Source organism: Capnocytophaga felis (assembly GCF_009684755.1).
GTDB lineage: Bacteria > Bacteroidota > Bacteroidia > Flavobacteriales > Flavobacteriaceae > Capnocytophaga > Capnocytophaga felis.
Map to the genome: position 1 here is coordinate 308,004 of NZ_BLBC01000005.1, position 26,961 is coordinate 334,964.

General features: G+C 37.3%; 23 protein-coding genes and 2 tRNA genes. 9 read left to right on the forward strand and 16 right to left on the reverse strand.

Going from position 1 to position 26,961, the window contains the following annotated elements; translation table 11 throughout:
* Window positions 1–16 precede the first annotated feature (16 nt).
* Both GN105_RS02625 and GN105_RS02630 read left to right on the forward strand, forming a co-directional pair.
* Window positions 17–89, forward strand: a tRNA-Gly gene (locus GN105_RS02625).
* 22 nt (window positions 90–111) lie between these two features.
* Window positions 112–197, forward strand: a tRNA-Leu gene (locus GN105_RS02630).
* 515 nt (window positions 198–712) lie between these two features.
* On the opposite strand, the gene GN105_RS02635 is transcribed toward GN105_RS02630, so the two are convergent.
* From GN105_RS02635 to GN105_RS02680, 10 genes are all read right to left on the reverse strand, one after another.
* Window positions 713–1,039, reverse strand: coding sequence for a helix-turn-helix domain-containing protein (locus GN105_RS02635; RefSeq protein ID WP_155283890.1), 327 nt, complete (start codon window positions 1,037–1,039; stop codon window positions 713–715).
* Window positions 1,040–1,144: 105 nt separating this feature from the next.
* Window positions 1,145–1,357 (reverse strand): DUF6722 family protein, encoded by a 213-nt coding sequence (locus GN105_RS02640; RefSeq protein WP_155283891.1) that lies wholly within the window; start codon window positions 1,355–1,357, stop codon window positions 1,145–1,147.
* A gap of 523 nt (window positions 1,358–1,880) precedes the next feature.
* Window positions 1,881–3,326: a hypothetical protein gene (locus tag GN105_RS02645; RefSeq protein ID WP_155283892.1), complete on the reverse strand. Its 1,446-nt coding sequence runs from the start codon at window positions 3,324–3,326 to the stop codon at window positions 1,881–1,883.
* 23 nt (window positions 3,327–3,349) lie between these two features.
* Window positions 3,350–3,808: a hypothetical protein gene (locus tag GN105_RS02650; RefSeq protein ID WP_155283893.1), complete on the reverse strand. Its 459-nt coding sequence runs from the start codon at window positions 3,806–3,808 to the stop codon at window positions 3,350–3,352.
* A 143-nt stretch (window positions 3,809–3,951) separates the two neighbouring features.
* A complete protein-coding gene (locus GN105_RS02655; protein WP_155283894.1) occupies window positions 3,952–4,368 on the reverse strand; it encodes a hypothetical protein in 417 nt (138 codons plus the stop codon).
* A gap of 15 nt (window positions 4,369–4,383) precedes the next feature.
* A complete protein-coding gene (locus tag GN105_RS02660; RefSeq protein ID WP_155283895.1) occupies window positions 4,384–4,650 on the reverse strand; it encodes a hypothetical protein in 267 nt (88 codons plus the stop codon).
* A gap of 6 nt (window positions 4,651–4,656) precedes the next feature.
* Window positions 4,657–4,935 carry a helix-turn-helix domain-containing protein gene (locus GN105_RS02665; protein ID WP_155283896.1) on the reverse strand — a complete coding sequence of 93 codons (279 nt, stop codon included), beginning with the start codon at window positions 4,933–4,935 and terminating at the stop codon, window positions 4,657–4,659.
* 150 nt (window positions 4,936–5,085) lie between these two features.
* Window positions 5,086–5,982: a hypothetical protein gene (locus tag GN105_RS02670; protein ID WP_155283897.1), complete on the reverse strand. Its 897-nt coding sequence runs from the start codon at window positions 5,980–5,982 to the stop codon at window positions 5,086–5,088.
* Between the two features lie 209 nt (window positions 5,983–6,191).
* Window positions 6,192–6,929 carry a Fic family protein gene (locus GN105_RS02675; RefSeq protein ID WP_155283898.1) on the reverse strand — a complete coding sequence of 246 codons (738 nt, stop codon included), beginning with the start codon at window positions 6,927–6,929 and terminating at the stop codon, window positions 6,192–6,194.
* 2 nt (window positions 6,930–6,931) lie between these two features.
* On the reverse strand, window positions 6,932–8,293 hold the full coding sequence (locus GN105_RS02680) for a tyrosine-type recombinase/integrase (RefSeq protein WP_155283899.1): 1,362 nt from the start codon (window positions 8,291–8,293) through the stop codon (window positions 6,932–6,934).
* 657 nt (window positions 8,294–8,950) lie between these two features.
* Between GN105_RS02680 and ilvD the strand changes: the two genes are divergently transcribed.
* The 6 genes from ilvD to ilvA all read left to right on the forward strand — a co-directional run bounded on the left by ilvD (window position 8,951) and on the right by ilvA (window position 17,444).
* Entirely contained in the window at window positions 8,951–10,633 is a 1,683-nt protein-coding gene (ilvD, locus tag GN105_RS02685; protein ID WP_155283900.1) for a dihydroxy-acid dehydratase, read from the forward strand.
* Window positions 10,634–10,650: 17 nt separating this feature from the next.
* Complete coding sequence (locus GN105_RS02690; RefSeq protein ID WP_155283901.1) at window positions 10,651–11,658, forward strand: PDDEXK nuclease domain-containing protein; 1,008 nt, start codon at window positions 10,651–10,653, stop codon at window positions 11,656–11,658.
* A gap of 25 nt (window positions 11,659–11,683) precedes the next feature.
* Window positions 11,684–13,366: a biosynthetic-type acetolactate synthase large subunit gene (gene ilvB, locus GN105_RS02695; protein WP_155284311.1), complete on the forward strand. Its 1,683-nt coding sequence runs from the start codon at window positions 11,684–11,686 to the stop codon at window positions 13,364–13,366.
* A 252-nt stretch (window positions 13,367–13,618) separates the two neighbouring features.
* Complete coding sequence (ilvN, locus tag GN105_RS02700; protein ID WP_155283902.1) at window positions 13,619–14,158, forward strand: acetolactate synthase small subunit; 540 nt, start codon at window positions 13,619–13,621, stop codon at window positions 14,156–14,158.
* A 322-nt stretch (window positions 14,159–14,480) separates the two neighbouring features.
* Window positions 14,481–15,950 (forward strand): ketol-acid reductoisomerase, encoded by a 1,470-nt coding sequence (gene ilvC, locus GN105_RS02705; RefSeq protein WP_155283903.1) that lies wholly within the window; start codon window positions 14,481–14,483, stop codon window positions 15,948–15,950.
* Window positions 15,951–16,184: 234 nt separating this feature from the next.
* Window positions 16,185–17,444, forward strand: coding sequence for a threonine ammonia-lyase IlvA (gene ilvA / locus GN105_RS02710; RefSeq protein ID WP_155284312.1), 1,260 nt, complete (start codon window positions 16,185–16,187; stop codon window positions 17,442–17,444).
* A 51-nt stretch (window positions 17,445–17,495) separates the two neighbouring features.
* Here ilvA and porW read toward each other — a convergent pair whose 3' ends face one another.
* From porW to GN105_RS02725, 3 genes are all read right to left on the reverse strand, one after another.
* On the reverse strand, window positions 17,496–20,003 hold the full coding sequence (gene porW / locus GN105_RS02715) for a type IX secretion system periplasmic lipoprotein PorW/SprE (protein ID WP_155283904.1): 2,508 nt from the start codon (window positions 20,001–20,003) through the stop codon (window positions 17,496–17,498).
* Between the two features lie 93 nt (window positions 20,004–20,096).
* A complete protein-coding gene (locus GN105_RS02720) occupies window positions 20,097–20,822 on the reverse strand; it encodes a M15 family metallopeptidase (protein ID WP_227978804.1) in 726 nt (241 codons plus the stop codon).
* 44 nt (window positions 20,823–20,866) lie between these two features.
* Window positions 20,867–22,087: an aminotransferase class V-fold PLP-dependent enzyme gene (locus GN105_RS02725; protein ID WP_155283906.1), complete on the reverse strand. Its 1,221-nt coding sequence runs from the start codon at window positions 22,085–22,087 to the stop codon at window positions 20,867–20,869.
* 188 nt (window positions 22,088–22,275) lie between these two features.
* Between GN105_RS02725 and GN105_RS02730 the strand changes: the two genes are divergently transcribed.
* On the forward strand, window positions 22,276–23,400 hold the full coding sequence (locus GN105_RS02730; protein ID WP_155283907.1) for a formimidoylglutamase: 1,125 nt from the start codon (window positions 22,276–22,278) through the stop codon (window positions 23,398–23,400).
* A 9-nt stretch (window positions 23,401–23,409) separates the two neighbouring features.
* On the opposite strand, the gene GN105_RS02735 is transcribed toward GN105_RS02730, so the two are convergent.
* From GN105_RS02735 to fucP, 3 genes are all read right to left on the reverse strand, one after another.
* A complete protein-coding gene (locus GN105_RS02735; protein ID WP_155283908.1) occupies window positions 23,410–24,861 on the reverse strand; it encodes a sensor histidine kinase in 1,452 nt (483 codons plus the stop codon).
* 29 nt (window positions 24,862–24,890) lie between these two features.
* Window positions 24,891–25,250, reverse strand: a complete 360-nt coding sequence (locus GN105_RS02740) for an SPOR domain-containing protein (protein WP_155283909.1) — start codon at window positions 25,248–25,250, stop codon at window positions 24,891–24,893.
* Window positions 25,251–25,437: 187 nt separating this feature from the next.
* Complete coding sequence (gene fucP, locus GN105_RS02745) at window positions 25,438–26,733, reverse strand: L-fucose:H+ symporter permease (RefSeq protein ID WP_155283910.1); 1,296 nt, start codon at window positions 26,731–26,733, stop codon at window positions 25,438–25,440.
* Window positions 26,734–26,961: the final 228 nt, after the last annotated feature.

The window sequence follows — 26,961 nt, forward strand, 5'->3', positions numbered from 1 at the left end:
AATAAAAACATTTTATGCGAAAATAGCTCAGCTGGTAGAGCGCAACCTTGCCAAGGTTGAGGTCGCGGGTTCGAACCCCGTTTTTCGCTCTTTTTTGTGCCAGCAAAAAAGGCTCGGATGGTGGAATCGGTAGACACGCTGGACTTAAAATCCAGTGGGCAGCAATGCCTGTGCGGGTTCAAGTCCCGCTCCGAGTACACGAAAAAATCGTAATACTTTTATAATAAAAGTGTTGCGATTTTTTTATTTCCATTTTTCCCAACATTTTCCCAACAATTCGGAAAAAGTCATTTTGTCAGGTGTTTTTTTGGGGTGGTTTGAGGGGTCTTTTTTGGACTTTCCGTATTAGATATATTAGATAATTCCCGAAGTAAAATATTTTGCTTCTGTATGGTGGGTGGTATTGAATATTATTGAAAGTTCAAACGCAAAGGTTTTTAAGACTTACCACTACGTTACTTTTTTAATGTAATCTGCTCAATGTTTTTTTTTGTGCTTTTATTTTTTGTATCCGCACTTTAAGACTGATAAACAAAAACTTAAATAAAAAACGCCCCGATAAAGGGACATTTAAAGGTTTTTGTTGCGGTTCTTTTCATATTTTCAGTTTTAGAAACATTGCAAAGGTTCAAAAAAAACTCTTTTTATCGGTTTTTTATGCAATTTGTGCATTTTCAGAAATAAAAAAGGGACTGAATTAGCCCCCTTTGATTTACTGATACATTAGCCCGAACTTCAACCCCAACGCCTCTGCAATACTGATAAAGGTTGATAATTGCATATCGGTTTCTCCACGTTCAAGGCTTGCGATGTATTCCCGTTTTTTGCCTATCTTTTCGGCTAATTCTCTTTGTGTTATTTTCAGTTGTTTGCGTTCCTCTTTCAGAAGTTCAGCAAAATACCACGCCTTTGCTTTGGCGGTAAACTCCTTGCGGGTGGGTGTCCCCTCCTCCCCGTATTTTTGAGTTAATAACTGGTCGGCGGTGGGTAATTTTGCTATTTTGTCCCAGTTCAATTTTGTGCGGGCTATCTTATTCATTGTCGTGTGTATATTTTTGTTTTTTATCACGAATGTAAAAGTAAAAATAACCCACCACCGCAACCACTGATATATAAATCATCATATAAATTGCTCCACTCATATCTATTTTCGTTTTTTAGGTTTATTTTTTTGCGTTTTCTCTTCTTTTGGGTCTTTCACAAGTAACAGACCAAAAATAAGTAGTATAGTTGTTGTTATGCTTGCGGTTATGTACAGTTCCAAACCTTCAACCTCTGTAAAAATATCCGAAACTATAACCGCCGTAACTACATACTTCACTATATCAAGTAATAATTTTCCTAATTCTTTTCTCATTGATTAAAACTAAAAAATTATCATTTTGCAAAGGTAAGGTATTTATGTCAAACTAACAATGAAAAATGTAGTTTTTTTCTTACTTTCAATAGTCGGTAATTTTTCGACAATTTTAGGTTATCGGTTGGTTTTTACTTGGTTTTTGATTGCTTGCTTTTTGTCTTTTGGGGGGCGGTAAAGTAGTAACTGATGGGGTTTTTCATAATTTTATGGAATACCAAAAACTTTAAACATCGAATTTAAGGCGGTTTTTAGGTGTTTTTTTTTAACTTTATTTGTGTTTAAGTAGGTTTGTATATCTGATGTGTTTTTGTGCGGTTTTTACCTGTTAAAAATCATTTTCTAAGGGTCAATGTTTAAAACCCAATGTTAGGGGCTGTTTTTTCGGGGTTTCTTTGCTTCGGGTGGGTGTTTATAACCTCAACGGCAAAAACACAAAAAAACGCCCTTTGTGTTCGTTTGGAGGCGTTTTGTAGAGTTTTACTCTTTTTTGAGTGAAACTTTGTTTTTGGTTCTTGAAATTTCAAAACAACTCAAGTTGGTTTTTGAAATATTTCTGCAAAGGCGGTTTTTTCGACTTTTTGCCTCTGTTCGGGTTGTTGTATAAATTCCGGACTTGCTTACACAAGTGCATTATGATATTTTTTTCCCGAACGGGTTTATAACCTGTTCGAGGCAAAAGGTACGAACAAAGCAAAATATATCTTTCGGGGTCGTGTTCTTTCAAATACAAAAAAGTTGCCGTCCGGATGTACTTCGCCCCCTCATTTTCGTGGGTCAATTCAACCCCCGTAACAGGACAAGTTTTTTTCACTTTTTCAACCCCGTTTTTTGGCAAATTTTCTACCTCGTTTTTTTTGCTTTCTTTGTCCTCAAAAATCAATGTTTTTTTATCCCTTTTTTCTTCATCTTCCAAACTCATTTTTTCAGAACTTAAAACTTCCATTTTTTCAAGGTCTAAATTTTCGATGTTACAATCTTCCCGTTTACTTAAAGGGTAATTTTGTAACATAACCCCATTTTTGTTTGTATTTTCAGGGTCGGTAATTTTGTAACATTTCGGAGTGATTTTATTGTTAAAAATCGCCTCTTTTTCGTGGTGCATTTTTCGTATAATTTGCCCCTTTTGATTGTCCGAAAAAGTCGTGTTTAATTCCTCTAAAAACTCCTTTGCTCGTTGTACTTGTACACGGGTCATTTTTTGCCAAAATGCGGGGTTTCGCAGTTCGTTTAATCGTATCAAATCTTTTTCCGTAAGTTCGTTTGCCCGCAGTGAATTATCAATATTAACCACTTTTTCAAATTCCGATGTAAGTACTTCAAAGGCTTTTTCCAGGTTGTCAGTGCTGAGGTCTGCCAGTGTGTGTATGGGTACTCCTGCGTTATGCAGTTTTTGCATTTTTATTACTTTAACCTCAACCCTTACCACTTCATCATATAACCCATACTGTTTGCCTTTGTTGTATAGTTTCAAATAGTATTGACTATATCCGAACTCGAAGTAATTGCGTCCGTGTTTGATAGTTGGGGCAAAGTTATTGCGGTGTGCTTGAATGCCTTGCAAAAAATCAAAAGCACTAAACGGAATAACATTGTTTAGTCCTATTTCAATATTTTGAAGCACGCAACCGCCCGCCTGGACATTCAATAACTTGCAAAGGTGTTTAATAACATTCTCTACTTCCGAAAGTGTAAAACGGTCTCCGTTGAAGCCGTTGTACTTTGCCGTCCACTCAGGACGTGTATTTCCGATAAGTTCGTTATGTAGTTTATGAATACTACCTTTGAGGATAAAACCCCCATTATAGGGCTTTAATCGCATATTGTGGTATTTGTACACTTCTTTCACTACTTCGCCCGTATATGGGTCGGTTTCCTGCTCCACGTATAGGAATGCTCCACTTGTCAAAATCCGATGCAGTTTGTCGTTATCGGGGTATGATACGGATATTTTTATAAAATCTACCATATTTTCAAGGTTTTAACTTTAAACTACTGCAAACCGAAGTATCTTTTTATTTCGACTGAAATCATAGCAATTGCTAACGTTACGTCCATCGGGTAATAATTCGGATACTCTACTATTGCTAATTTGGTGCGGTCGGTATTGAATACAAAAAATAACAACGTATGTTTTTTGTAACGTCCGTAATGGTCTTTGCTCGATATATCCCCGTAATATATTTGCGGGTGTGCGGTTCTGAAAAGCCCCGTCAGTACTTCGCCCCATTTGGCACGTGTGCCGTCGGGTTTGCGGGGTGCGGGTTTGTACCAAAAGGCAACATTTTCCGACTTGTTGAAATTTCGTTGTACGGATATATTAGCAAAGTCCAAAATGTACCGACTATTTGCGGTTTGGTGTATCTTTTCAAAGTGCGTTACTTCTTTGTACTTGTCTGATGTTTCGATTTTGGCAAACTGATGTATGTTTGCTCCGTTTAATGTTTCCATATTGATATGTTTTTAATGTTTACTATTTGAGGTTCAACGTTTAAGGTTTGAAACTTTAAACTTTATACTTTTTTCCGTATCTTTGCCACGTTCGTACGCACAAAAACTTTTCTAAAACACTTGGGGGCTTTTGCCCTCTTTTTTTATGTTTTGCTGTATCCCCCAATAACTTTTAATAACTGACTTTCGGAGGTTATCAATTTTTGTTCAATGGCTTGCGTTACAAACTTTTCAATATCTGAAATTCGTTGTAGTTGCGTGCGGGTTGCGGTGTCTCTTATGCCTTTTTCGTGCCGTCCGAATACGTTATTATTGATTTCACGGCTGTATAAAGCATAATTAGGCTCATTGATAATCGTTGCAATGGCTCTATTCATCGGGGCAAATTCCGACCCCGCCAATATGCGGTTAAAAATAAGGCTGTCGGTTAGCCAAATTACCACCTTTGCATAAATCAAAGGGTTTAATTCCATTGCTAAAAGCACCCATATATAAGGGTCGGCGTAGGTAGATTTGTTTTCGCCCCGCCCTGTGGTTTTCCAAACTCCTAAACCTTTCAATGTTTTTATAACACCCTATTTTTCAATGAATTGCATAAAACTGATTATATTCATTTTTATGACACCTCTCTCATTTAAAAGATGATATACCCTTTCTTGAAAAGGTTTGGTTTTTACTATATCTTCTACCTGTCTATTAGACCACCCGTACTCAAATCTTGCAGTTTGATAGGCTTTCATCAGGTCGGTAACGGATAGGCTTTGTCCGTTCTTTGTATTTTGCTTGATAATCACGCCGAATAAATTGCGGTCGGCACTTTTCATTACTACGTTTGTTTTCATAATTCATTAGTTTTTGAGTTCAATAACGGCGTTTTCTACCTCGTGGCGTTTGTAATATACCCGCCCGCCAATTCCGTATGATTTTAGTATGCCTTTGCGTGTCCAATTGTTCAGGGTGGTAAGGTTCACGCCTAACAAGTTAGCCACTTCACGGCGGGTTAAATACTCCGTTGGGGCTTTGGGCTGAAAATGTTTTTTGAGTTCGTTGATTTGAGTTTGTACCACTTCTGAAAATTGTTCTTTGAGTTCTTGCGGTGTGATTTGAATAAATTGTATTGCTTCCATAAAAAAATTATTTGTTTATGGTGCAAATAGAAATTAGGTAAAAATTAGGTAGTACCTAAAAAAGTGAATAACGAATAAAACGGATACAAAAAAGACTTCCAAAAGTTGGGTACTTCTGAAAGTCTTATGCAGTAAAGTTTTGATAATAAGTTATTTTTTAACCTCGTAGCCTATTGAAATTAACTTTTGTTGGACTTTTTGAACAAGCCCTTTATTTTCATAAGGGTTGTTTCGTTGCCCTGCGTTTGGGCTAAACATTGGGTTTAAATATGATTGTAACGTTTTTTGTTTAATTCCCAAAATACCACTTAACGCCGTTGCCATTGCGTTGGTTGAGGTATTAAACGGGGCTTTGCTTTTCAAAAAGTCAATAACCCCCAATTCATTAAGTAAAATTAGTTTTTCTTTGGGTTCGGTATCTTCCGAAAAGTCAGGCTGCAGTTCGGAATTATTCGTTTGCTCCGTAAAATTAGGGAGTAATTGATGTTCAGGAACAACGGGGGCAGGTTGCGGTTCAAAATTCGTTTTAACTGATATTAGTTTTTCTAATAGATTATAATAATTAATTTCAAAAATTTCATTACCTATGAATTTTACCTCACTCATAGTACGAATTTTGCACTCCAATTCTGTTAAATCAAATCTTTCCCCATACTTGTCACTTATATCTCCTGAAACCACTGATACTACACTTGCTATTCCTTGATTTTCTATATCCGCCGCCTTTTGAATGTATGTGTAAAAATCTTTAACTTCTGTTTGACTACCATAATAAAAATCTTCTTTTTCAGGGTCGAAATCCTCGATGGCAATAGGAATGGCAAAATCATTGCAATACATTGTAATTTCTTGATTTTTACATTTTTTCAATTCTTCAAAAAAATAGTATATAAAATATTCCTGCATTATGCGAATTTCATCTTTCAAACTTTGAATAAGGTCTATTACCATTTCTTGGTCATAGTTGTTTGTATATTCTTTTGCTATTTTCGTTATTTCATATGCAGTCAAAATGTATTCTGTATTCAACTTATTGAAAATTTCCATACCTCAACTTTTCTAAAACATTATTATTTTCAAAGGGTTTACTCTTAACTTATTGGTTTTCACGTCCTATGTTTACCATAGGGCGGGTTTTTAAGGGGTTTCCGTAACAGAAACCCCGTTAATGTTGCATTTATGTAGTCATTTACTCTTTCATTTATACGAAATGCCGTTTTTGTATAAACATGGTTACGCAATGGTTACGCAATACCTCAACCCTCAACAATCTTTATAATACGTTCGATGGTTTGCCTTACGTTATCCGCAATCAGGTCAATAAAGGGGCGTTTGTCGTTCTCTACTTGGGCGGTTTCCAAAGCACTGTAATACTTCAAACGGCTTTCCGTGTCGCCTTTGAGTATCGCAATAGGATAACCCGACCGCAACAGTATCAAATTCATTAAAAGCCTCGAAGTGCGTCCGTTGCCGTCAATAAATGGGTGTATGGTTACTAATCGTTCGTGCATTTCGGAGGCTAACTCGATAGGGTGTAAAGTGTCTTTGTTGAGGTCGTACCACTGCATAAGTTTTTCCATTTCCAACGGCACGGCAAAGGGTTGCGGGGGTACGTGCTTTGCTCCTGAAATCAATACGAGTACACTTCTATAACGTCCTGCGTTGCGGTCGTTTATGCCTTTCAAAATAAGGGCGTGTATTTCCGTTATCAGGCGTTCGGTTATCGGTTCGTTACCCTTTGCAATATCTTTGATAAATGCTATTGCGTGGGTGTGGTTTATTGCTTCTAAATGTTCGTTTAGGGTTTTGCCTCCAACGGTCAAACCTTTTTCAATGACAAGGGCGGTTTCCTGGAGGGTTAAAGTGTTACCTTCAATCTTATTGCTTTCGTAAGTATATTCTATTTCAAGGGCTTTTACAACTTTTTCACTTTGTAAGGCTCGCAACTCATTAAGGCGGTTTTTAAGGTTGTCTATTTCGATATATTTACTCATAACTATTTAATATTTAATTTATTCAGTTCTTGTATTAGTTCGGGTTTGGAGGTTAGGAAATCGACCATTTGGAGGGCGGTTTCGGCTTCGTTCTTTCCGATGTATTTTAGTAGCATTGCTTCGGTAGAATGCCCCGTAATGTTCTTAATTATCGTAGTGGGTAACTTTCCGTATAGGTTGGTAGCAAACGACCGCCTACATACGTGCGAGGTTATAAACTCGTATTTTGGTAGGGTTACTTTTACGGTTCGTTTGTTGCCTTTGTCTTCATAATTCCCTTTATCGTCTTTCTCTATTGGGTTTCCGTTCCGGTCAATCAGTACCGACCTTGTGTGTGTCGTTGGAGTATTGATGCCCGCCAACTTGCATACTTCTTTGATATATTCGTTAAGCCGTTGAATGCTTACGGGGTGTGGCATTCCTGTTTTTTTGATTTCCAATATTTCGGAATTAAGCCCCTCAATGATTGGTACAATGACTATTTTACCCGTCTTTTGTTGTCGTATGGTAACGGCGGGCGTGCCGTTGTCCAAATAAGCATAGTCGGAATGGTCTATTTTTAAAAGGTCGTTTCCTCGTTGCCCTAAGTGGCAACCCAATAACAACCACTTGCGGGCGTTGTGAAGTTGCAAACTTGTTATTTTACAGTCTCTTATCTGTTGAAGTTCCTGAGGGTTGAGGTATATGGGTAATTCTTTTTCGGGCGTGCCTTTGGCTAACTTCGGAAGTTGCGGGCTTGTCTCAATACCTAATGTTTTTGCCTCGTTGCAAACGGCTTTGAGGTTGTCCATTAGTTTGAGTGCGTAACTATCTTTATGCTGTCTATCATTCATTAACCAATCCAAAAAAAGGCGTTCAAACTTTAAATCAATATCCTTTGCCTTGTAATGCTTTCGGGTTTTGGTTTGATAGGTTGTAAAAATGGTTTTTAATGTTTGATATGATTTAACCCTACTTTGTGAAAGTCCCAACGTACCCCGCCCGTTTTTGCGTGTGGGTGCAGTTTGTATGATGTAGTCGATAAGGTCAAGGATAAATGCACTTTGCCCGTTGTTAGGGTCGTCTATTCGTTTAAAAAAAATATCTATTTGCGTTTGTAACCAATCGGCGTTAATCGGGTCGCCTTGTTGCTGGGCTTGGTTTAGACTGTTTTCAATGAATAGTTTTAAAGTGCTGAGGTCGGTTGCGAGGTTTTTATTTTCGGGGCTTGTGGGTTTGGGTTCTTTCTTTTTGGCACTCCATTGGTCGGGGTTAATAAGAAATCCCGTTTTTTTGATGTAGTCTTTTCCACGTTGAACACTCAAACGTACGTATATGGTTGCAGGGTTGGTCTTACTTTTGACCAAAAATGTAACGGACGGCATAATATTACTTTTCTAAAACGATACAAAAGTAATAGTTCCTATTGAACTTGTCAAGTTCTCAAAAATCTTTCCCAACATTTTCCCAACATTTTTTGTTTTTCTTTCAACTCTATTGTATTATTTTGTATTATTTGTAACAATTCATTTCAGCACAACAAATTGAATTACAGAATAATAATACTGATTTTAAAGAGAATACGAAAAAGGTCAAAATATGGGTGTCTTGTCCCGCTCCGAGTACGTCAAAAAATCGTAATACTTTTATAATGAAAGTGTTGCGATTTTTTTATTTTTAAACCACTTATAATCAATAACTTTATTAAATTATTTTTCTCATTAGGAAATTCTAAAAAGATACTAATCGCTTTCCATTATTTTTCAAAAGTTTCAAAAAAGATAAACGCAAAAAATCAATTCTTTTCAAAATTTATTTTCAACAATATTTGGAGTTTTAATATATTTTATTACTTTTGTCACTCAGAAAATTCAAAAAATGACAAGAATATTTTTTTACAATATTATTAGCCTTATTATTATCAATAGTACCTATTGATGCGAGGCTTTATATCTGTAAATGAAATAAAAAAACCTGCATCAAATAAACCGATGCAGGTTTTTTTATTTTTAAAAATTTGATTTAGAAATCATCATTAAAATATGGAATTAAACAAATACAGTAAGCAAGTTACACAAGACGACACGCAACCCGCAGCACAAGCAATGCTACACGCCTTAGGGCTGACCGATGACGACCTAAAAAAACCGTTAGTAGGCATCGCAAGTACGGGTTATGAGGGAAATCCCTGCAATATGCATCTAAATAATTTAGCTTTGAAAATTAAGGAGGGCGTACAGCAATCCGGTTCAGTGGGGTTGATTTTTAACACCATAGGAGTTTCGGACGGAATTTCAATGGGCACCTACGGAATGCGTTACTCGTTGGTCTCGAGAGATATTATTGCCGATTCGGTTGAAACGGTAATGCAGGCAATGTGTTACGATGCCTTGGTTACTGTGGTGGGTTGCGACAAAAATATGCCCGGAGCTTTGATGGCAATGCTCAGACTGAATCGTCCTTCCATATTGGTTTATGGCGGAACTATCGCCGCGGGTTGTCATAATGGCAAAAAGTTAGACGTTGTCTCTGCTTTTGAGGCTTGGGGACAGAAAGTTGCAGGCACTATCGACGAAAACGAATACCGAGAAGTCATCCATAAGGCGTGTCCGGGTGAAGGAGCTTGTGGCGGAATGTACACGGCCAACACAATGGCATCGGCAATTGAAGCTTTGGGAATGAGTCTGCCTTACAATTCTTCAACGCCTGCCTCGGGCGATGCTAAAAAGCAGGAATGCCTCAAAGTAGGTAAAACACTACGCTATCTGCAAGAAAACGACATCAAACCTTCCGACATTGTTACTAAAAAATCCATCGAAAACGCTTTCCGATTAGTCGTAGCCTTGGGTGGTTCTACCAATGCGGTGCTACATTTTTTAGCCATTGCAAAGGCAGCTCAAATTCCGCTGACCATCAACGACTTCGCACAATGGAGCGAGCAAACTCCTTTCATAGCCGACCTTAAACCAAGTGGAAAATACGTTATGGAGGATTTGCACTACATTGGCGGAATTCCTGCCGTGATGAAATATCTGCTCGAAAAAGGATTTTTACACGGTGATTGCCTGACAGTTACCGGAAAAACCATAGCCGAAAATCTTGCCGAAGTTCCATCACTTTCTGAAAATCAAGATATTATTCATCCAATCGAAAAACCGATAAAGCAAACGGGGCACATCCGCATATTGTACGGAAATTTAGCCACCGAAGGAGCTGTGGCAAAAATCACGGGTAAAGAAGGACTTTCCTTCACGGGCAAGGCCAAAGTTTACGAAGGCGAATTCCTTGCTAATGAAGGAATTGCCAAAGGCGAAGTAACCGAAGGAACAGTCGTGGTGATTTGTTATGAAGGTCCGAAAGGAGGTCCCGGAATGCCCGAAATGTTAAAACCCACTTCTGCTATTATGGGAGCAGGTTTAGGTAAAAAAGTGGCACTCATCACTGACGGACGTTTTTCAGGCGGTTCACACGGGTTTGTAGTGGGGCATATTTCGCCCGAAGCACAAAACGGAGGAAACATTGCATTGGTACAAGATGGTGATTTGATTACCATTGATGCGGTAAAAAATACCATTGACGTACATCTTACCGAAGAAGAATTAGCCCAAAGGCGAGCTCATTTCGTTCCTAAACCACTAAAAGATACTGCCAAGCGAGGCGTGCTTTACAAATATGCCCGTACGGTGAGTTCTGCCTCGCAAGGTTGTGTTACTGATGAATTCTAAATTAAAACTGTAAAACAATGACTTACATCACTGAAATAAAAAATATTCTATCACAGGCAAGGCAACGAGCTTATGCAGCTATCAACTCGGCAATGGTTGAAGCCTATTGGCAAATTGGCAGACGAATTGTGCAAGAAGAACAAAATGGTGAAAACCGAGCCGAATACGGAAAAGAAATTATCAAAACCATCTCGGAGGAACTTACCCGAGAATTTGGAAAGGGATATAGCAAGAGAACGCTGTGGGAAATCAGGCAATTCTATCTGTATTTCCCCGACGAACAAAAAGTGCGAACACTGTTCGCACAATTGAGTTGGTCTCATTTTCAGCGTGTTTTAAAAGTTTCTAACGAAAAAGCACGAATGTACTACCTGAGCGAAGCTGCCGAAAATATGTGGTCTGTACGAACCCTCGACAGAAACATTTCTACCTTATATTATGATAGATTGTTGGCGAGTTCCAATAAAACGGAAGTACAAGAGGAAATGCAAAACAGCACAAAACATCTTCAATTTGAGGAATTTATAAAAAGCCCGACAGTATTGGAATTTTTGAAACTTCCGGTAGGAAAAAGTTATACCGAAATGGAGTTAGAAAAAGCCTTGATTGATGATTTACAAGAATTTATGTTGGAACTCGGTAAAGGTTTTGCTTTTGTAGCCCGCCAACAACATATAAAAACCGAAACTTCCGATTTTTATATCGATTTAGTATTTTACAATTACATTCTGAAATGTTTTGTTATTGTAGAATTGAAAACCAACAAATTAACACATCAGGATATTGGTCAGTTGGATATGTATGTCAGAATGTATGACGATTTGAAAAGACAAGAAAACGATAACCCAACCATAGGGCTTTTACTTTGTACAGAAACCGATGGTGTGGTGGCAAGATATTCTGTTTTACATCAAAATCCACAGTTATTTGCCACAAAATATGTTCACTATTTACCAACAGAAGAGGAATTAGTCAGGGAAATAACACAACAAAAATGGTTTTTTGAACAGAAAAACGCAAAATAGAATCAAAATTAAAACGTAAAATATGATGACAGGAGCAGAAGTTTTAATCAAATGTTTATTAGCCGAAGGGGTCGATTTGGCTTTCGGATATCCGGGCGGTGCCATAATGCCCGTTTATGACGAACTTTACAAATACCAAAATCAGTTGAGGCACATTCTCACTCGCCACGAGCAAGGAGCTATTCACGCAGCACAAGGTTACGCTCGTGCTACGGGAAGAGTTGGGGTGGTTTTCGCAACTTCCGGACCGGGAGCTACCAATATCATCACCGGAATTGCCGATGCCCAAATCGATTCCACGCCATTGGTGTGTATTACCGGACAGGTCGCCAAACACTTATTAGGAACCGATGCCTTCCAAGAAACGGACATCATCGGGATTTCAACGCCCGTAACCAAGTGGAATTATCAAATCACCGAAGTAGAAGAAATACCTGAGGTAATTGCCAAAGCCTTCCATATAGCTCGTTCCGGAAGACCCGGACCGGTACTTATCGACATTGTAAAAAGTGCTCAGTTTGACCAAGTTGCTCATTTCAACTATAAAAAATGTAACGGAATAAGAAGCTACAAACCTATTCCTGAAATTGACCCAACTAAAATTGAAGAAGCAGCACGAATCATCAATAAAGCACAAAAACCGTATGTAATTTTCGGACAAGGAATCATTTTAGGTCAAGCTGAAAATGAATTGAAAACCTTTTTGGAAAAGGCAGATATTCCGGCAGCGACAACTATTTTGGGACTCTCAGCCTTGCCTACCAATCACCCGAATTACGTCGGGATGGTGGGAATGCACGGTAATTATGCTCCGAATATGCTTACTAATGCCTGCGATGTGCTTATCGCTCTCGGAATGCGTTTTGACGACCGTGTTACAGGCGATTTGAATAGATATGCCAAACAAGCGAAAATCATACATTTTGATATTGACCCTGCCGAAATAGACAAAAACGTAAAAACCGATGTTGCCGTTTTGGCAGATGTAAAAGAAGCCTTGCAGAAAATCATTCCTTTAATTGAAGAGAAAAAATATACACATTGGCGAGATGAATTTAAAAAATACGATAAAGAAGAATATGAAACAGTCATCAAAAACGAATTGTATCCTGAAAAAGAAGGACTTACAATGGGAGAAGTACTCAAATTGATAAACAAACATTCAGAAGAAGAAGCTGTTATCGTTTCGGATGTGGGGCAACATCAAATGATGGCTTGTCGTTATGCCAAATTCAAAAACACTCGTAGTAAAATCACTTCGGGAGGTTTGGGAACGATGGGTTTTGCCTTGCCGGCGGCTATCGGGGCAAAAGTTGGAGTTCCTCAAAAACAAGTAGTTGCAATCATCGGCGATGGCGGTTTTCAGATGACCATTCAGGAACTCGGTACGATATTCCAATCGCAAATCTCCGTGAAAATAGTGGTTTTAAACAACGAATTTTTAGGAATGGTTCGTCAGTGGCAAGAGCTATTTTTTGACCGTCGTTATGCTTCCACCGAAATGGTAAATCCTGATTTTATTAAAATTGCAGAAGGCTATCACATTGAGTCGCGATTGGTTACCCAACGGAAAGATTTGGAAGAGGCGGTCAAAGAAATGCTTGCCTCCGACAAGGCGTATTTCTTGGAAGTTCGTGTCGAAAAAGAAAACAACGTTTTTCCGATGGTGCCTACAGGGGCTTCGGTTTCGGAAGTACGATTGCGATAAAAAATCAATGAACAATGAACAACGAACAAAGTTTCGGTCGTGTTATAAAAAGTATGATGGTAGTTCTGATTGTCAGGCTGAGCGAAGTCGAAGCCCTGTAATGATAAGGCTTCGACTTCGCTCAGCCTGACAAAAACACGTGTTTTATAAGACATCATACTTTTTACATCACCAAAGTTTCAAATAAATAATGAAACTAAACTTTAAACATTGAACCTGAAACTCTAAACCTCAAACGTAAAAATGTAAAATATGGAACAAAAAACATATACCATCACTATATATTCGGAAAATCAACTCGGACTGCTCAACAGAGTAACGGGAATTTTCCTCAGAAGACACATTGATATGGAAAGCATTAACGTATCGAAATCCGAAATCGACAATGTTTTCCGAATGATTATCGTAACCCACACCACACAAAAATGGGTAGAACATATTGTAAAACAGATTGAAAAACAAATCGAAATCATAAAGGTATTTTACCACACCGATGAAGAAATCATCTCGCTGGAAAATTCACTTTTCAAAATGTCGCCCACATCACTTTTTGACGAACAAGCTCCCGTACAAACTATCATTCAGCGAAATAACGCGACCATAGCGGCAGTTTATAAGGATTTTTATGTCATATCGAAAACAGGTACGCGAGAGAGCATCGAACAGCTTTACAAAGAACTCAAACCTTACGGAATAATGCAATTTTCGGGCTCGGCTCGTATTGCCGTTTCCAAAGCAGAGATGAACGTATCGCCCTTGCTCAACAAATATGAAGTAGATAACCAAAAATAGTAGAGATAATTCAAAAAGTATGATGTGAGAAAAACAGTTTTTTCAAGAGTAAGTTTACGACCTTGGAGACGAAGCGTTAAGAAAATCAATGAATGAAGCGTAGAAAATATCCACTGTTCGAAGCGACCGAAGAGAGCAAGTTTGGAGATTTTCAGCGAAAATGAATTGATTTTTAGCGGAGTATCCAAAGTCTTGAATTTTTGGTTCTTTTGTTTCAAGACAAAAGAACAGAAGTAAAGGGCAAATTATATAAAGTTAGCTATATCTTCATATTTTTAAGAACACAATCCATATAAATCTTTAAATTAAATCAGAACAAAAAATGAAAAATTATTTTAATACATTGAATTTCAGAGAGAAGTTAGCACAATTAGGCGTTTGCGAACTATTACAGAAAAATGATTTCAGCCAAGGAGGGGAAGCACTAAAAGGGAAGAAAATCGTAATTGTAGGAGCTGGTGCTCAGGGACTTAACCAAGGATTAAATATGCGTGATTCGGGTTTGGACGTTTCCTACGCTTTGCGTGAGTGTGCCATTGCCCAAAAACGCCCTTCGTACACCAACACAACAGCCAACGGCTTCAAGGTAGGCACTTTTGAGGAGCTTATTCCCACAGCGGATTTGGTGTGTAATTTGACTCCCGACAAACAACATACTTCCGTGATTAACAACATTATGCCTTTGATGAAGCAGGGAGCAACGCTCTCGTACTCACACGGATTTAACATTGTAGAAGAAGGCATCGAAATACGCAAAGATATTACCGTAATTATGATCGCTCCCAAGTCGCCGGGTTCGGAAGTTCGCGAAGAATACAAAAGAGGATTTGGCGTACCAACTTTAATTGCTGTTCATCCTGAAAATGACCCCGAAGGCAAAGGTTTCGAGTGGGCAAAAGCCTACGCCGTGGCTTTGGGTAGCCACACTGCGGGCGTGCTTCGTTCATCGTTCGTTGCCGAAGTAAAATCTGACCTTATGGGCGAACAAACAATGCTCTGCGGATTGCTTCAAACGGGTTCTGTGCTGGCTTTCAACAAGATGAAACGAGAAGGAATTACTCCCGAGTATGCTTCAAAACTGATTCAATACGGCTGGGAAACCATCACCGAAGCTCTGAAACACGGCGGAATTACCCATATGATGAATCGCTTGTCGAATCCTGCCAAAATTAGAGCTTTTGCCATAGCCGAAGAACTTAAACAAATGATGCGTCCGCTTTTTGAAAAACATATGGACGATATTTTGAGCGGGCATTTTTCAAAAACGATGATGGAAGATTGGGCAAATGACGATAAAAATCTCCTTTTGTGGCGTAACCAAACCGCTCAAACCGATTTCGAGCAAACGCCTGCCACCGCAAAAACCATTGAGGAACAGACGTATTTTGACCACGGAACGCTTTTGGTTGCCATCGTAAAGGCGGGAGTAGAATTAGCTTTTGAGGTGATGACCGAATCAGGAGTGAAGGAAGAATCAGCTTATTACGAATCGCTCCACGAACTACCGCTTATAGCCAATACCGTTGCACGCAAAAAATTGTACGAAATGAACAAAACCATTTCCGACACTGCTGAATACGGGAATTATCTCTTTGATAATGCGTGTCGTCCGTTACTTTCCGATTATATCAATACGTTGGAAAAGGAAATCATCGGTCGCGATTTTTCAGCGTCCAATAAAGTGGATAATTCGGAATTGATAGCCATAAACAAAGCTCTGCAAAACCATCCGATAGAAATCATCGGAGAGCGTTTGCGCGCTTATATGACGGATATGAAACGGATAAAATAGTAACTTTTATCAAATGATATTCTTGATTTTAAGTTTTTTAAAACATAAAATTAGGGGAAGTGCTGCAAAAAGTATAATACTTTTAACAAAGAGAGTATTTCTGTCAGGCTGAGCGAAGTCGAAGCCTTATCATTACAGGGCTTCGACTTCGTTCAGCCTGACAATCAGAACTTCCATCATACTTTTTATAACACGACCAAATTAGGAAAATAATCTATAAACAAAATGGAAAATATGGAAGTAACGACATACATACCACAAGTTCAAGAAGTACAAAAAGCAATGTTGCGGATAAAATCCGTGATAACCACTACGCCACTTTCGCAGAGTATGCGACTCAGCAAATTATTTGAAGCTGAGGTCTTTCTGAAAAGAGAAGATTTACAGCAGGTTCGTTCCTATAAAATACGAGGAGCTTACAACAAAATCAGTTCTTTATCGGAAACCGACAAGCAGAAAGGCATCGTCTGTGCAAGTGCCGGAAATCACGCACAAGGAGTGGCGCTTTCCTGCCGAATGTTGGGCATCAAATGCGATATTTATATGCCCGTAACCACCCCACAGCAGAAGATAGAACAAGTGCAAATGTTTGGAGAAGAGAATGTTAATATCATTCTGCAAGGCGACACCTTTGACGATTCAAACTATGCAGCGATACAATTTGCCAAAGAAAACGAAAAGACTTTCGTGCCTCCCTTCGATGATGAAAAAGTCATTGAAGGACAGTCAACTATCGGGCTGGAAATATTAGATCAAGCTAAAAACTCAGTAGATTATGTGTTTGTTCCCATAGGTGGTGGCGGACTTTCGGCGGGGCTTTCGGCAATGTTTAAAACTCTTTCGCCCCAAACGAAAATCATCGGGGTTGAGCCTTTGGGAGCTCCGTCAATGCAAGAAGCCTTAAAGGCAGGAAAACCTGTAGAACTCACTGAAATTGACAAGTTTGTAGATGGAGCATCGGTTAAAAAAGTTGGGGATTTGAATTTTGCAATTTGCCGACAATTTCTTGATGATATCGTATTAGTACCCGAAGGCAAGGTTTGCCAAACCATTTTGGATTTATACAACCGTGATGCCATTGTGGTGGAACCTGCCGGAGCGTTGGCTATTTCAGCTTTGGATTTTTATAAAGAGAAAATCAAAGGTAAAAATGTGGTTTGTGTTATCAGCGGAAGCAATAACGACATTACCCGAACGGCAGAAATTAAAGAACGTGCCTTGCTTTACGCCAATTTGAAGCATTATTTTATCGTGCGTTTTCCGCAACGTGCCGGTGCATTGAAAGAATTTGTGGCAGAAATACTCGGTAAAACCGATGATATTACTTATTTTGAATATTCCAAAAAGCATAATCGTGAAAACGGACCTGCCGTGGTGGGTATCGAACTAAAACACGAATCCGACCTAAAACCTCTTATCGACCGAATGAAAAAACACAATTTCTACGGCGATTACCTTAACAACAAACCTGATTTGTTTCAGTTTTTGGTATGATAAAAAAGGCTATCCTAAACGATAGCCTTTTTCTTTTTCAATACAGAATTTCTATTTTTTTAAACTATTTTCGTACTCAAAATATTTTTCTTTGTTCTTTTTAATTTGCACTAAACGATAATTTTCAGTTGCGATGACGAAGTTAGTAAACTTATGATTTGTTTGAATTTCTTGTAGTTTTTCAATAATGCTTTCTGCTGTATTTCGATTTTGAAGTCCGTGAACAACGAGCCAAGTTTCATCAGAATTATAAATATCTTCTGACACAGAAATTTTATCTGAAATCGTAGCCAACTTCTCAACAAGCTGAACTCTGATTTCTTGCCGATTTTCCGCAGAAGTACCGGCGATAACCACCTTCCAAGACTTTGTTTTTTCATCAGAAACAAACTCTTCCTTCTCTGTATTACTTAATTTTTCCAGTAATTCTTTAGCTAGCTTACTTTCCTCTGTTTCAGGATAATTCATCGTAATTTGCTCAAGTACTTGACGATACGACTCAATCCCATACAAGCGGGCAACGGCATCAGCCTTCAACATTTCCAATTTAGGAGCGACAGCCGTTTCGTGAAAAGAAAGCCTATTCTCTTCCAAACGATGCAATGTTTCTGCAATTTTTCCACTTTCAAATTCAGCGGTAAGGGCTTCTAAAAGTTCCTGAGCTTTTTGGTCTTTCTGTTGTTGCGAAGATATGTTCCCCTTCAAAATGCTTGCATAATCCGATTCCGGAAATTTATTAAGCAATTGATTCTTAAAATCTTCCGATTTTGAATTATCCGAATCAATATAATTTTTGTACAATTCATACAGTGCGGCTACTTCCAGATTAGCATCAGGATTAACTTTCAATAATTTCTCCAAACGATTGATTGCTAATTCATCATCACCAAATTTAGACCTATACAGAACTCCTAATTGATACAAAGCCTGATTTCTATCTTTTTCCAATCGTATTATTTCCTCTTCTGATTTTGGTAACTTTTCGATGAAAAATTCAGCTGTTAAAGAATTTCTGTCAGAAATATTCTCTTCATTTTCAGTAACTTCTGAAGATTGTACAACTACATTTTTTTCTTTTGAAGACCAACGCCAATTGTCCTCCAAAGCACGATTTCCCCAATATTGCTGAAATTGTTGTTTTCCGTAAGCTATCGCCATTGGATTGTAAAAATAAAACTTTCCTCCTTGTTGTTCAGGCATATTTTGAACATAAAAACCTGAACCTAAGTCATTTGATGAGGACACAAGTTGTTTTTGTTCTACTGCTTTTTGCAGAGAATCAATATGCTTTTGAAAGAAATTTAATTGTTCTTCTTTTGGTAATTTCGCGATTCTTATGATGCTATCGTTTTGTTTTACAGTATATTCCAGTTCCGTAATTTTAGCTAAATTTTCTTTTTTTCGTTCAATATAAAGACGCTCAAAGGTATGTTCCGGAATGTAAGCCAAAGTACTGTCCAGGTGATGATACGCTCCCGTATAATCTTTCTGCTCAAAGAAAATTTCTGCCAATCGTTCGTGTGTTTTTGCTTTAAGAGGATTATTTTCTTTGTTATTTTTCAAAGATTTACGATAGAAATCGGCAGCAGTTGCCTTGCTGTTTTCCTCAATAAGTGAAGCGTGTGTGAAGTAGAGAACATCTAATAAATCTTTATGTTCATAGCGTTTTTCTAATTTTGTCAAATATTTCAAATATTCACTTTTCTCTTCGGGCGAAAAATCTTTATTACGAGCTTTTCCTGCTTGGGCTTCCATCCACAATTTTCGTGAAATTTTCCAATTCAAACCAATCACTTTTTCATAAGCAACCACTGCCGAATCTCGTTGTTTTTGCTTCTCATAAAGTTGAGCAGCAATGAAATAATATCTTCCTCTGAGGAGATTATTTTTAGTGTATTTTCCTGCCAGATAAAGAGCTTCAGCCGCATTAGGATACATTTCCTGATTAATGTATGCTTGCCCTAATGTTGCATAGGCTTCTGCTTTGTCATTCTTGCGTAATTTTTCAACAGATAGCAATTCGTGAAGTTTTTCTATTGCGATTTTATCTTTCCCTAACCGAAGGTTTGTTTTTTGAGTCCAAATCGCGGCTTCAGGGATACGCTCACTTTTTCCGTAGTTTGTAAGTAGATGATTAAAAGCCTCTAAGGCAGGAAGAAAGCGTTCGTTGTAGTAACGAGCTTTTCCTAACAGTACGTACGCATCATCAATTTTATAATTTCGCTGAACTCCCTTAAAAACCATTGAATGCAACTGAATTGTTTTGATAGCTTTTTCCTCTGCTCGTTCAAAATTCGGATTTTCAATACCATCTAATTGAATTTTTCCTGACATTTTGATAGGCTCCACAGGCAGAATCTCACTGAAATTATCCTGATATTGTTCTTGAAGCTCCTTCAAGCCTAAATCAAAAGCCTCTTCTCCATTGAAAAGTACATTGTATTTCGTAACGATGGGTTGCATTTGTCGGTTGTAATACGTGTTTGCATTAGGAGTACACCCAAAAATAAACAACTGAATTACAAAGACTAAAGTAAAATATTGTGTATATTTTTTCATTTTTCGTTTTTATGAAAATCTCTTATCAAGCTACGAAATTACTGTTTTTCTTTTGAAAAAAAAAGACTTTTAATTTTTTATTAGGAAATGAAGTTACTGGCATTCCCAAACAAAATCTTCTACTTTTGAGTTCATTTCAGGACGAAACTCATAATGCCACCACTCGGAATAAATTGATTTGAAATTATGCTTATGCAAAATATCTTTCAACAACTTCCGATTTTTCAGCACTTCTTCTGGCAAATTTGTGTAAGTATGATGAGCTTCTTTTCCAAAGAAATCAAAAGGAGTTCCCATATCCAGCTCATTTCCATTTACATCGACCAGAGTTACATCCACCGCAGCTCCTCGATTGTGTTTTGAACCTTTTGCGGGATTCGCCACGTAATGTGTTCCTGGCAAAATTGTCCACATTTTTTTCTGTACCGAAAGTGGACGATAACAATCAAATAATTTGAGCCGAAAACCCAAAGATTTAAACTCCTCATTTGCAGCAACTAAAGCCTCTGCTGTGGCTTTACGCAAATAACATTCAGGACAATCATACACGGCTTGATTCAAAAAATTATCTTCTGTAGCATACTTGATGTCTAAAATAAAATCACTTGACAGACTTTTGATATTCACAAAATCGCTGTGAGGCGACTCAATTTTTTCTTCTTCAGAAATAATATTTTCATTATCAGAAATTTCTGTTAAAGAAATATTTTCTGACTCAGGCATTTTTTCTGCTTCAATCGCATCTGTTTTTGTTTTTGAAGAATTATTTTTACAAGATAGAAACAATATAAGAAATACAAAAAAAAGGAAATTTTTCATTTTTAAAGTCTTTATTTTCAGAAAAATATGAGATTCTGTTCGTATTATTGTAACATCATTTGAGCTTTTTTGAGTCCTTCAATGAAAATGTCTATTTCCTCGAAAGTATTATAGACCGCAAAGCTCACTCGAACGGTTCCCGGAATGTTGTAAAACTCCATAATGGGTTGTGCACAATGATGCCCCGTTCTGACAGCAATTCCTAATTTATCCAAAATCGTGCCTACATCATACGGATGTATTCCTTTCAAATTGAATGAAATAACTGCTGTTCGTTTGGAAAGGTCGTCGTTTCCGTAAATTTCAATTCCATCAATCATTTTTAGCTTTTGGGTGGCATATTCCAACAATTTGTGCTCATAATTTGCTATATTTTCAATTCCAAGTTCGTGAATATAATCTATCGCACTCCCGAAAGCAATTCCTCCGCAAATATTAGGCGTTCCTGCTTCAAATTTATGTGGCAAATCGGCATAAGTAGAGCCTTCAAACTTAACCTCTTTAATCATTTCTCCCCCACCTTGATACGGAGGAAGTTTGCTTAATAATTCTTCCTTACCATAAAGAGCTCCCACTCCTGTAGTACCATACATTTTATGAGCAGATACGACATAAAAATCAACATCAAGAGCCTGAACATCAGTTTGAATATGTGGAGCAGATTGAGCTCCGTCTACCAATACCACAGCACCTTTTTCGTGAGCTTTTTTAATGATAATTTCAATAGGATGAATATTCCCTAACGCATTGGAAACGTGCTGTACACATACTAATTTTGTTCGATTACTCAATAATTTATTAAATGCTTCAAGGTCTAAAATGCCTTTTTTATCCATCGGAATGACTTTCAAAGTTGCTCCGCTTCTCTCACAAGTAAACTGCCACGGAACAATATTGCTGTGATGCTCCGATGCCGAAACAATAATCTCATCTCCTTCTTTCAAAATTAAAGCATATCCATTGGCTACCAAATTGATAGCTTGTGTAGCTCCGGAAGTAAAAATAATTTCAGATGACTTTTTTGCATTGAAATGCTTTTGCAATTTGATGCGAGCCTTTTCATAAGCATCAGTTGCTTCTTGACTAAGAGTATGCACTCCCCGATGAATATTAGCATTCAAAAAAGAATAGTAATGCACAACGCTATCTATCACTTGCACAGGAGTTTGTGAAGTAGCCGCATTATCAAAATATATTAGAGGTTTACCATTTACTTTGCGTTCCAATATAGGAAAATCTTTTCGGATATCTTGAATAGATTTCATCAATACATAATTTTAAATTCTATCAAAAGCAAAAGTATTTATTTTTTGTGATATTTATAATCGAATTGAAAATAAAATGTAACTTTGTGGCTTAGTCTGATTTTGAAAAACACGTATTTTCAGGCTTTTATTAATTTCTATCAAAAATGATTTTCAAAATATAGCTGATAATTAATTTTTTAACAAAGATGCCATTATTTTATTTACAACCCATATCAGATTCAATCGCTTCGCAAGTATACAAACAACAACAGATTGGTTTTCAGATAAAAAAACATCTTATGGAAGATGGATTACCTGATTTGGAAGGAGTAAAAGTCGCTTTTTTCTGCATTGAAAGTCCAACCCGAAAAATGACAGATTTTCGGAAAAAATTGTATTCACTTTATATGGGAAATTGGAATTTTACAATGGCAGATTTAGGAAATTTGATAGAAAGCCCATCGGAAAAAGACACATATTTCGCTATAAAAGAGATGGTTAGTCATCTTACAAAAAAAGGAATTACCTCAATTGTAGTCGGAGGAGAACAACACCTAACGTATGCTTTGTACCGAAGTTTTGACGATTTGGAGCAAATGGTAAATTTGGTAAGCGTTGATGCCAAATTTGATTTCAACGATGAGGAAGAACTATTTTCCGAAAATTCTTATTTTAGTAGAATTTTAACCGAAACTCCAAATAACTTATTTGATTTCACCAATTTAGGATATCAATCGTACTATGTAGCACAGGAAGAGTTAGATTTGCTTGACAAAATGTGTTTTGATGCTCACCGATTAGGAAATGTGGTGAACGACCTCCCGTCAATAGAACCTGCAACACGTGATGCAGACCTTGTAAGCGTGGATATGACAAGCGTTCAGGCTCGTGATATTAATAGTGAAACGGGCTATGTAAATGGCTTTTCGAATCGTGAAATTTGTACCATTTCTCGTTATGTAGGCATTAGTAACAACGTGCAAGTTTACGGAATTTTTGATATTCCACAAACAGAATTAGCCTCAGAATTAGTAGCTGAAATGATTTGGTACTTCAATGAAGGATACAACTTCAGAATCAAAGAATTACCCATTGTAAATGACGACAATTACACAAAATATATCGTCCCGATTGATGATGTTCAAATTGAATTTTTCAAAAGCAATGCCACTGGACGTTGGTGGATGAAACCCGGAAGCGATAAATTTTCAGGACATCAGAATCATTTACCTTTGGGATTAATGCCTTGCAATCAAAAAGAATATGTCGAGGCTACTCAAGGAATTATTCCCGAAAGATGGTGGAAATCTTACAGAAAATCAATGCAATAGAAAAAATCTTTAACTTTCCTCACTTTTCAATCGGACGGTGAATGTACTTCCCTCCCCTTCTTTGGAAGTCAGGGAAATTGTTCCGTTGTAGGACGAAACGATGCTTTTTACCATTGCAAGCCCCAAACCACTTCCCGTAGATTTTGTAGTAAATTTGGGTTCAAAAATTTTGTCCATATTTTCGGCAGAAATACCAACTCCGTTATCACTTACGGATAATTCAACAAAATTATTTGATTTGCTTAAAGAAACCAAAATATTTCTATCAAACTGACCTTCAGTAGCTTGTAAAGCATTTTTCACTAAATTAGTTACAACACGCCCCATTTGGTCTTTATCAAACAAAACAATGATTTCTTTTTCTTCACAATTAAACGTAATATACTTAGAATCAAAAATATCCAGCGTTCGTTTAACAATCGGGATGATATTAAAGTATTCATCATTTTTGTCCGGCATATTGGTTAGAGCGGAAAAAGCAGTTGATATATTACTCAGAATATCAATCTGTTGAATCATTGATTCACAAAATTCGTTTACTTCTTCACTATTTTCGGGTTGCTTTCCGAATTTCCGTTGAAAGCTTTGTAGTGAAAGCCGCATTGGAGTAAGTGGATTTTTAATTTCGTGAGCCACTTGCTTTGCCATATCTCGCCACGCTTGTTCTCGTTCCGACTTGGCTAACAGCACTTTACTATTTTCAATTTCGTCAATCATACTATTATAAGCTCCTACTAACTGCCCTATTTCGGTGCTTGGTGATTTTAGTATAATTTTTTCATTTCGTTCCAAAAGCCGAGTTCGTTCAAGTCTTTTCTCTATGGTTTTCAATGACTTAGTTATGTAAGAAGAAATAAAATATGCCAAAATCAATGCCAAAACCAACAACGAAAAATACACCATAGAAAGATTATACAAAGACCCTTCCAAAGCCCTTTCGTTAAATGTATCATTCTCAAAATAAGGAATGTTTAAGATGGCTATTGGCTTGAATTGCAAGTCATTCACATAACCATAGGAAGTTTGGTAACCTCTGCCCTCCAATTCTTTATGTTCCGAAAAACGCTTATCAATATCCGTTGCGAGTTTCTGTAAAATATCCTTTGAAATTTTCAAAGTGTCTTTATTATCGCCAAGTACCGCACGCGAACTTTTCAGAAGATTTCCGTTCAAGTCGTATAAATCAAAATTTACATTTAAAATATTGGCAATATTATATATCGATTCCCTGAAAATCAATGAAATATATGAAGTTTCAACCGGATATGTAGTCTGTGAAAGAACATAGTGAATTTGTGTTTTTATTTGGCTTTCTTTGTCTATCAACCGCTCATCGTGATACTCAACCGCCTGCTTTTGATATTGAAGAATCATTACCACAGCAATCGTAGCGAAAGCAATCAATATCAAAAAGGTCATACTCAAGAAGATACGTAACCGAAGCGAATTTTTCTTAAACATAGCCAATCCCTCACATTTTCACTCCGAAACTACTTTTTAGGAGCCATCACAAAAGCAGCCGGATATACTTTTTTTACTTCAACTAAATGTTTTTCAGCCTCAAGACGAGTTCTGAAACTTCCAATTCGGATTTTGTAATTTGGAGTTTCAAAAATTAACTGAGAAGGATATTGTTTTAACTGTTCCTTGACCTTTGCCAAAGCCTCGTTAGCTCCTGCGATGTTTCCGTTATAAATTTGTATCTGATAAGCACTTTCATTCTTAGCAACTTCTTTTTTTAGTTCCATCAATTCAGAAATATTATTTTCCTGATTAATAGTTACTTGCGAATACAACGAAGAAACCATAAACGAAAAAATAAATCCTAAAACAATTTGCAAACGAACCATAAATTTTCTTTGTTTTGATGAATAGAAGGCAAAAATAATGATTTTAAGGCAAAAGACAAATTATTTTCTCATTAATACAATTTGCTATGCAAGAAAGGATTAGAGAAACAACAACTTCTTGAAAAATGAAAAAATCTCTACGAAAAAAATTCCATAGAGATTTTACCTTTAAAAACAATTAAAAGTATTATGAACTTACTTTTTCACTGCAATACACTCGAAATCCGTAAATTCCGATTATCAGAAAACACAACAACGGAAGCACAAAAGAGACATTCACAGCCGCAAAATTTCCAATTCTTTCCAAATCAATAATACTCCCTTGCAAAGGAGGCATTAACGCTCCTCCCACAATAGCCATAACCAAGCCCGCAGCTCCCAATCCGGTGTCTTTACCTGTTTTTTCAAGAGCTAAACCGTAAATCGTAGGGAACATCAGTGACATAAATCCTGATGTGAGAATTAGGCAATATAAGCCTAACATTCCATCAATAAAAATAACACCTAAAATAGAAACAAACCCTCCAACGGCAAAAAGAGTAAGCATCATAGAAGCTTTTACATATTTCATTAAAAATGTGCTGACAAAGCGAGAGGAAAGAAAAATTGCCATTGCCAATATATTGTACCGCTGTGCAGTAGCTTTACTAAGCCCAATATTTTCTGCGTATTGAATGATAAACGTCCAACACATAATTTGAGCTGCCACATAAAAAACTTGTGCAACAACGCCTTCACGATAAATTTTATTTTTAGCTAACCGTTTTAAACTGCCTGAAAAGTCGAGTTTTTCTTTGATATTCCCTTGTGTTCGAGGCATTTTAGTCAAAGCAATGATAATGAATATCAGCAGAACAAAACCTCCGAGAAGGATATATGGCTGACTGATAATACCCAAATCGTGCGTTTTTATGGTAAGTTTTTCAGCTTCTGGCAGTTGTGAGAAGATGAGATTTCCTGCTGTGTCTCTTTTGTCCGATTCTAAGTTAGAAAGTACAAAGTTTGATGCCACGAACATTCCCAATAAAGACCCCATTGGGTTGAATGCCTGAGCCAAATTAAGCCTTCGGGTGGCAGTGATTTCGCTTCCCATTGAGAGAATGTAAGGATTCGCCGTAGTTTCCAAAAAGGCAAGACCGAAAGTCAAAATATAAAGTGAGATTAGGAAAAATGAAAATTCTTGCCATTGTGCTGCAGGATAAAATAGCAATGCCCCTACCGCATAGAGTAACAACCCCAGCAAGATGCCCTTTTTGTAGCTGTACTTCTGTGCAAAAATGGCAGCAGGAATTGCCATTGTTCCGTAGCCTCCATAAAAGGCAAACTGAACTAAAGCGGCTTTGCTAACAGGAATTTCCATCACGGTCTGAAAAGCTGCCACCATAGGGTTGGTAATGTCATTGGCAAATCCCCAAAGAGCAAATAAACTCGTTATTAGTACAAAGGGGAGTATGTACTTTTTTTCTAATATTTTTGGTTTCATTTGGTTGGTTTTATTTTATATGCCGTAAAATTACATTTTTTTAAAGAATTTTCAAAGAGAAAACTTTCGGAATTAATCAAAATTCTTTTAAGAATTGTAAACAGGCTTCAATAGGCTCCACAGAGATAATTCTCAGTTAATAAAACATTAACACAAACATTAGAAATTAACCGCTTGAACATATTGAGATGATTTAAAGTTTCTGTACGGTATAATAACAACGAATCA

Excerpts from the sequence above, each read along its gene's own strand:
- GN105_RS02635 (WP_155283890.1), bottom strand. The coding sequence starts at position 1,039 with ATGAATAAGATAGCCCGCACAAAATTGAACTGGGACAAAATAGCAAAA.
- GN105_RS02640 (WP_155283891.1), bottom strand. The coding sequence starts at position 1,357 with ATGAGAAAAGAATTAGGAAAATTATTACTTGATATAGTGAAGTATGTA.
- GN105_RS02645 (WP_155283892.1), bottom strand. The coding sequence starts at position 3,326 with ATGGTAGATTTTATAAAAATATCCGTATCATACCCCGATAACGACAAA.
- GN105_RS02650 (WP_155283893.1), bottom strand. The coding sequence starts at position 3,808 with ATGGAAACATTAAACGGAGCAAACATACATCAGTTTGCCAAAATCGAA.
- GN105_RS02660 (WP_155283895.1), bottom strand. The coding sequence starts at position 4,650 with ATGAAAACAAACGTAGTAATGAAAAGTGCCGACCGCAATTTATTCGGC.
- GN105_RS02665 (WP_155283896.1), bottom strand. The coding sequence starts at position 4,935 with ATGGAAGCAATACAATTTATTCAAATCACACCGCAAGAACTCAAAGAA.
- GN105_RS02670 (WP_155283897.1), bottom strand. The coding sequence starts at position 5,982 with ATGGAAATTTTCAATAAGTTGAATACAGAATACATTTTGACTGCATAT.
- GN105_RS02675 (WP_155283898.1), bottom strand. The coding sequence starts at position 6,929 with ATGAGTAAATATATCGAAATAGACAACCTTAAAAACCGCCTTAATGAG.
- GN105_RS02680 (WP_155283899.1), bottom strand. The coding sequence starts at position 8,293 with ATGCCGTCCGTTACATTTTTGGTCAAAAGTAAGACCAACCCTGCAACC.
- ilvD (WP_155283900.1), top strand. The coding sequence starts at position 8,951 with ATGGAATTAAACAAATACAGTAAGCAAGTTACACAAGACGACACGCAA.
- GN105_RS02690 (WP_155283901.1), top strand. The coding sequence starts at position 10,651 with ATGACTTACATCACTGAAATAAAAAATATTCTATCACAGGCAAGGCAA.
- ilvB (WP_155284311.1), top strand. The coding sequence starts at position 11,684 with ATGACAGGAGCAGAAGTTTTAATCAAATGTTTATTAGCCGAAGGGGTC.
- ilvN (WP_155283902.1), top strand. The coding sequence starts at position 13,619 with ATGGAACAAAAAACATATACCATCACTATATATTCGGAAAATCAACTC.
- ilvC (WP_155283903.1), top strand. The coding sequence starts at position 14,481 with ATGAAAAATTATTTTAATACATTGAATTTCAGAGAGAAGTTAGCACAA.
- ilvA (WP_155284312.1), top strand. The coding sequence starts at position 16,185 with ATGGAAGTAACGACATACATACCACAAGTTCAAGAAGTACAAAAAGCA.
- porW (WP_155283904.1), bottom strand. The coding sequence starts at position 20,003 with ATGAAAAAATATACACAATATTTTACTTTAGTCTTTGTAATTCAGTTG.
- GN105_RS02720 (WP_227978804.1), bottom strand. The coding sequence starts at position 20,822 with ATGAAAAATTTCCTTTTTTTTGTATTTCTTATATTGTTTCTATCTTGT.
- GN105_RS02725 (WP_155283906.1), bottom strand. The coding sequence starts at position 22,087 with ATGAAATCTATTCAAGATATCCGAAAAGATTTTCCTATATTGGAACGC.
- GN105_RS02730 (WP_155283907.1), top strand. The coding sequence starts at position 22,276 with ATGCCATTATTTTATTTACAACCCATATCAGATTCAATCGCTTCGCAA.
- GN105_RS02735 (WP_155283908.1), bottom strand. The coding sequence starts at position 24,861 with ATGTTTAAGAAAAATTCGCTTCGGTTACGTATCTTCTTGAGTATGACC.
- GN105_RS02740 (WP_155283909.1), bottom strand. The coding sequence starts at position 25,250 with ATGGTTCGTTTGCAAATTGTTTTAGGATTTATTTTTTCGTTTATGGTT.
- fucP (WP_155283910.1), bottom strand. The coding sequence starts at position 26,733 with ATGAAACCAAAAATATTAGAAAAAAAGTACATACTCCCCTTTGTACTA.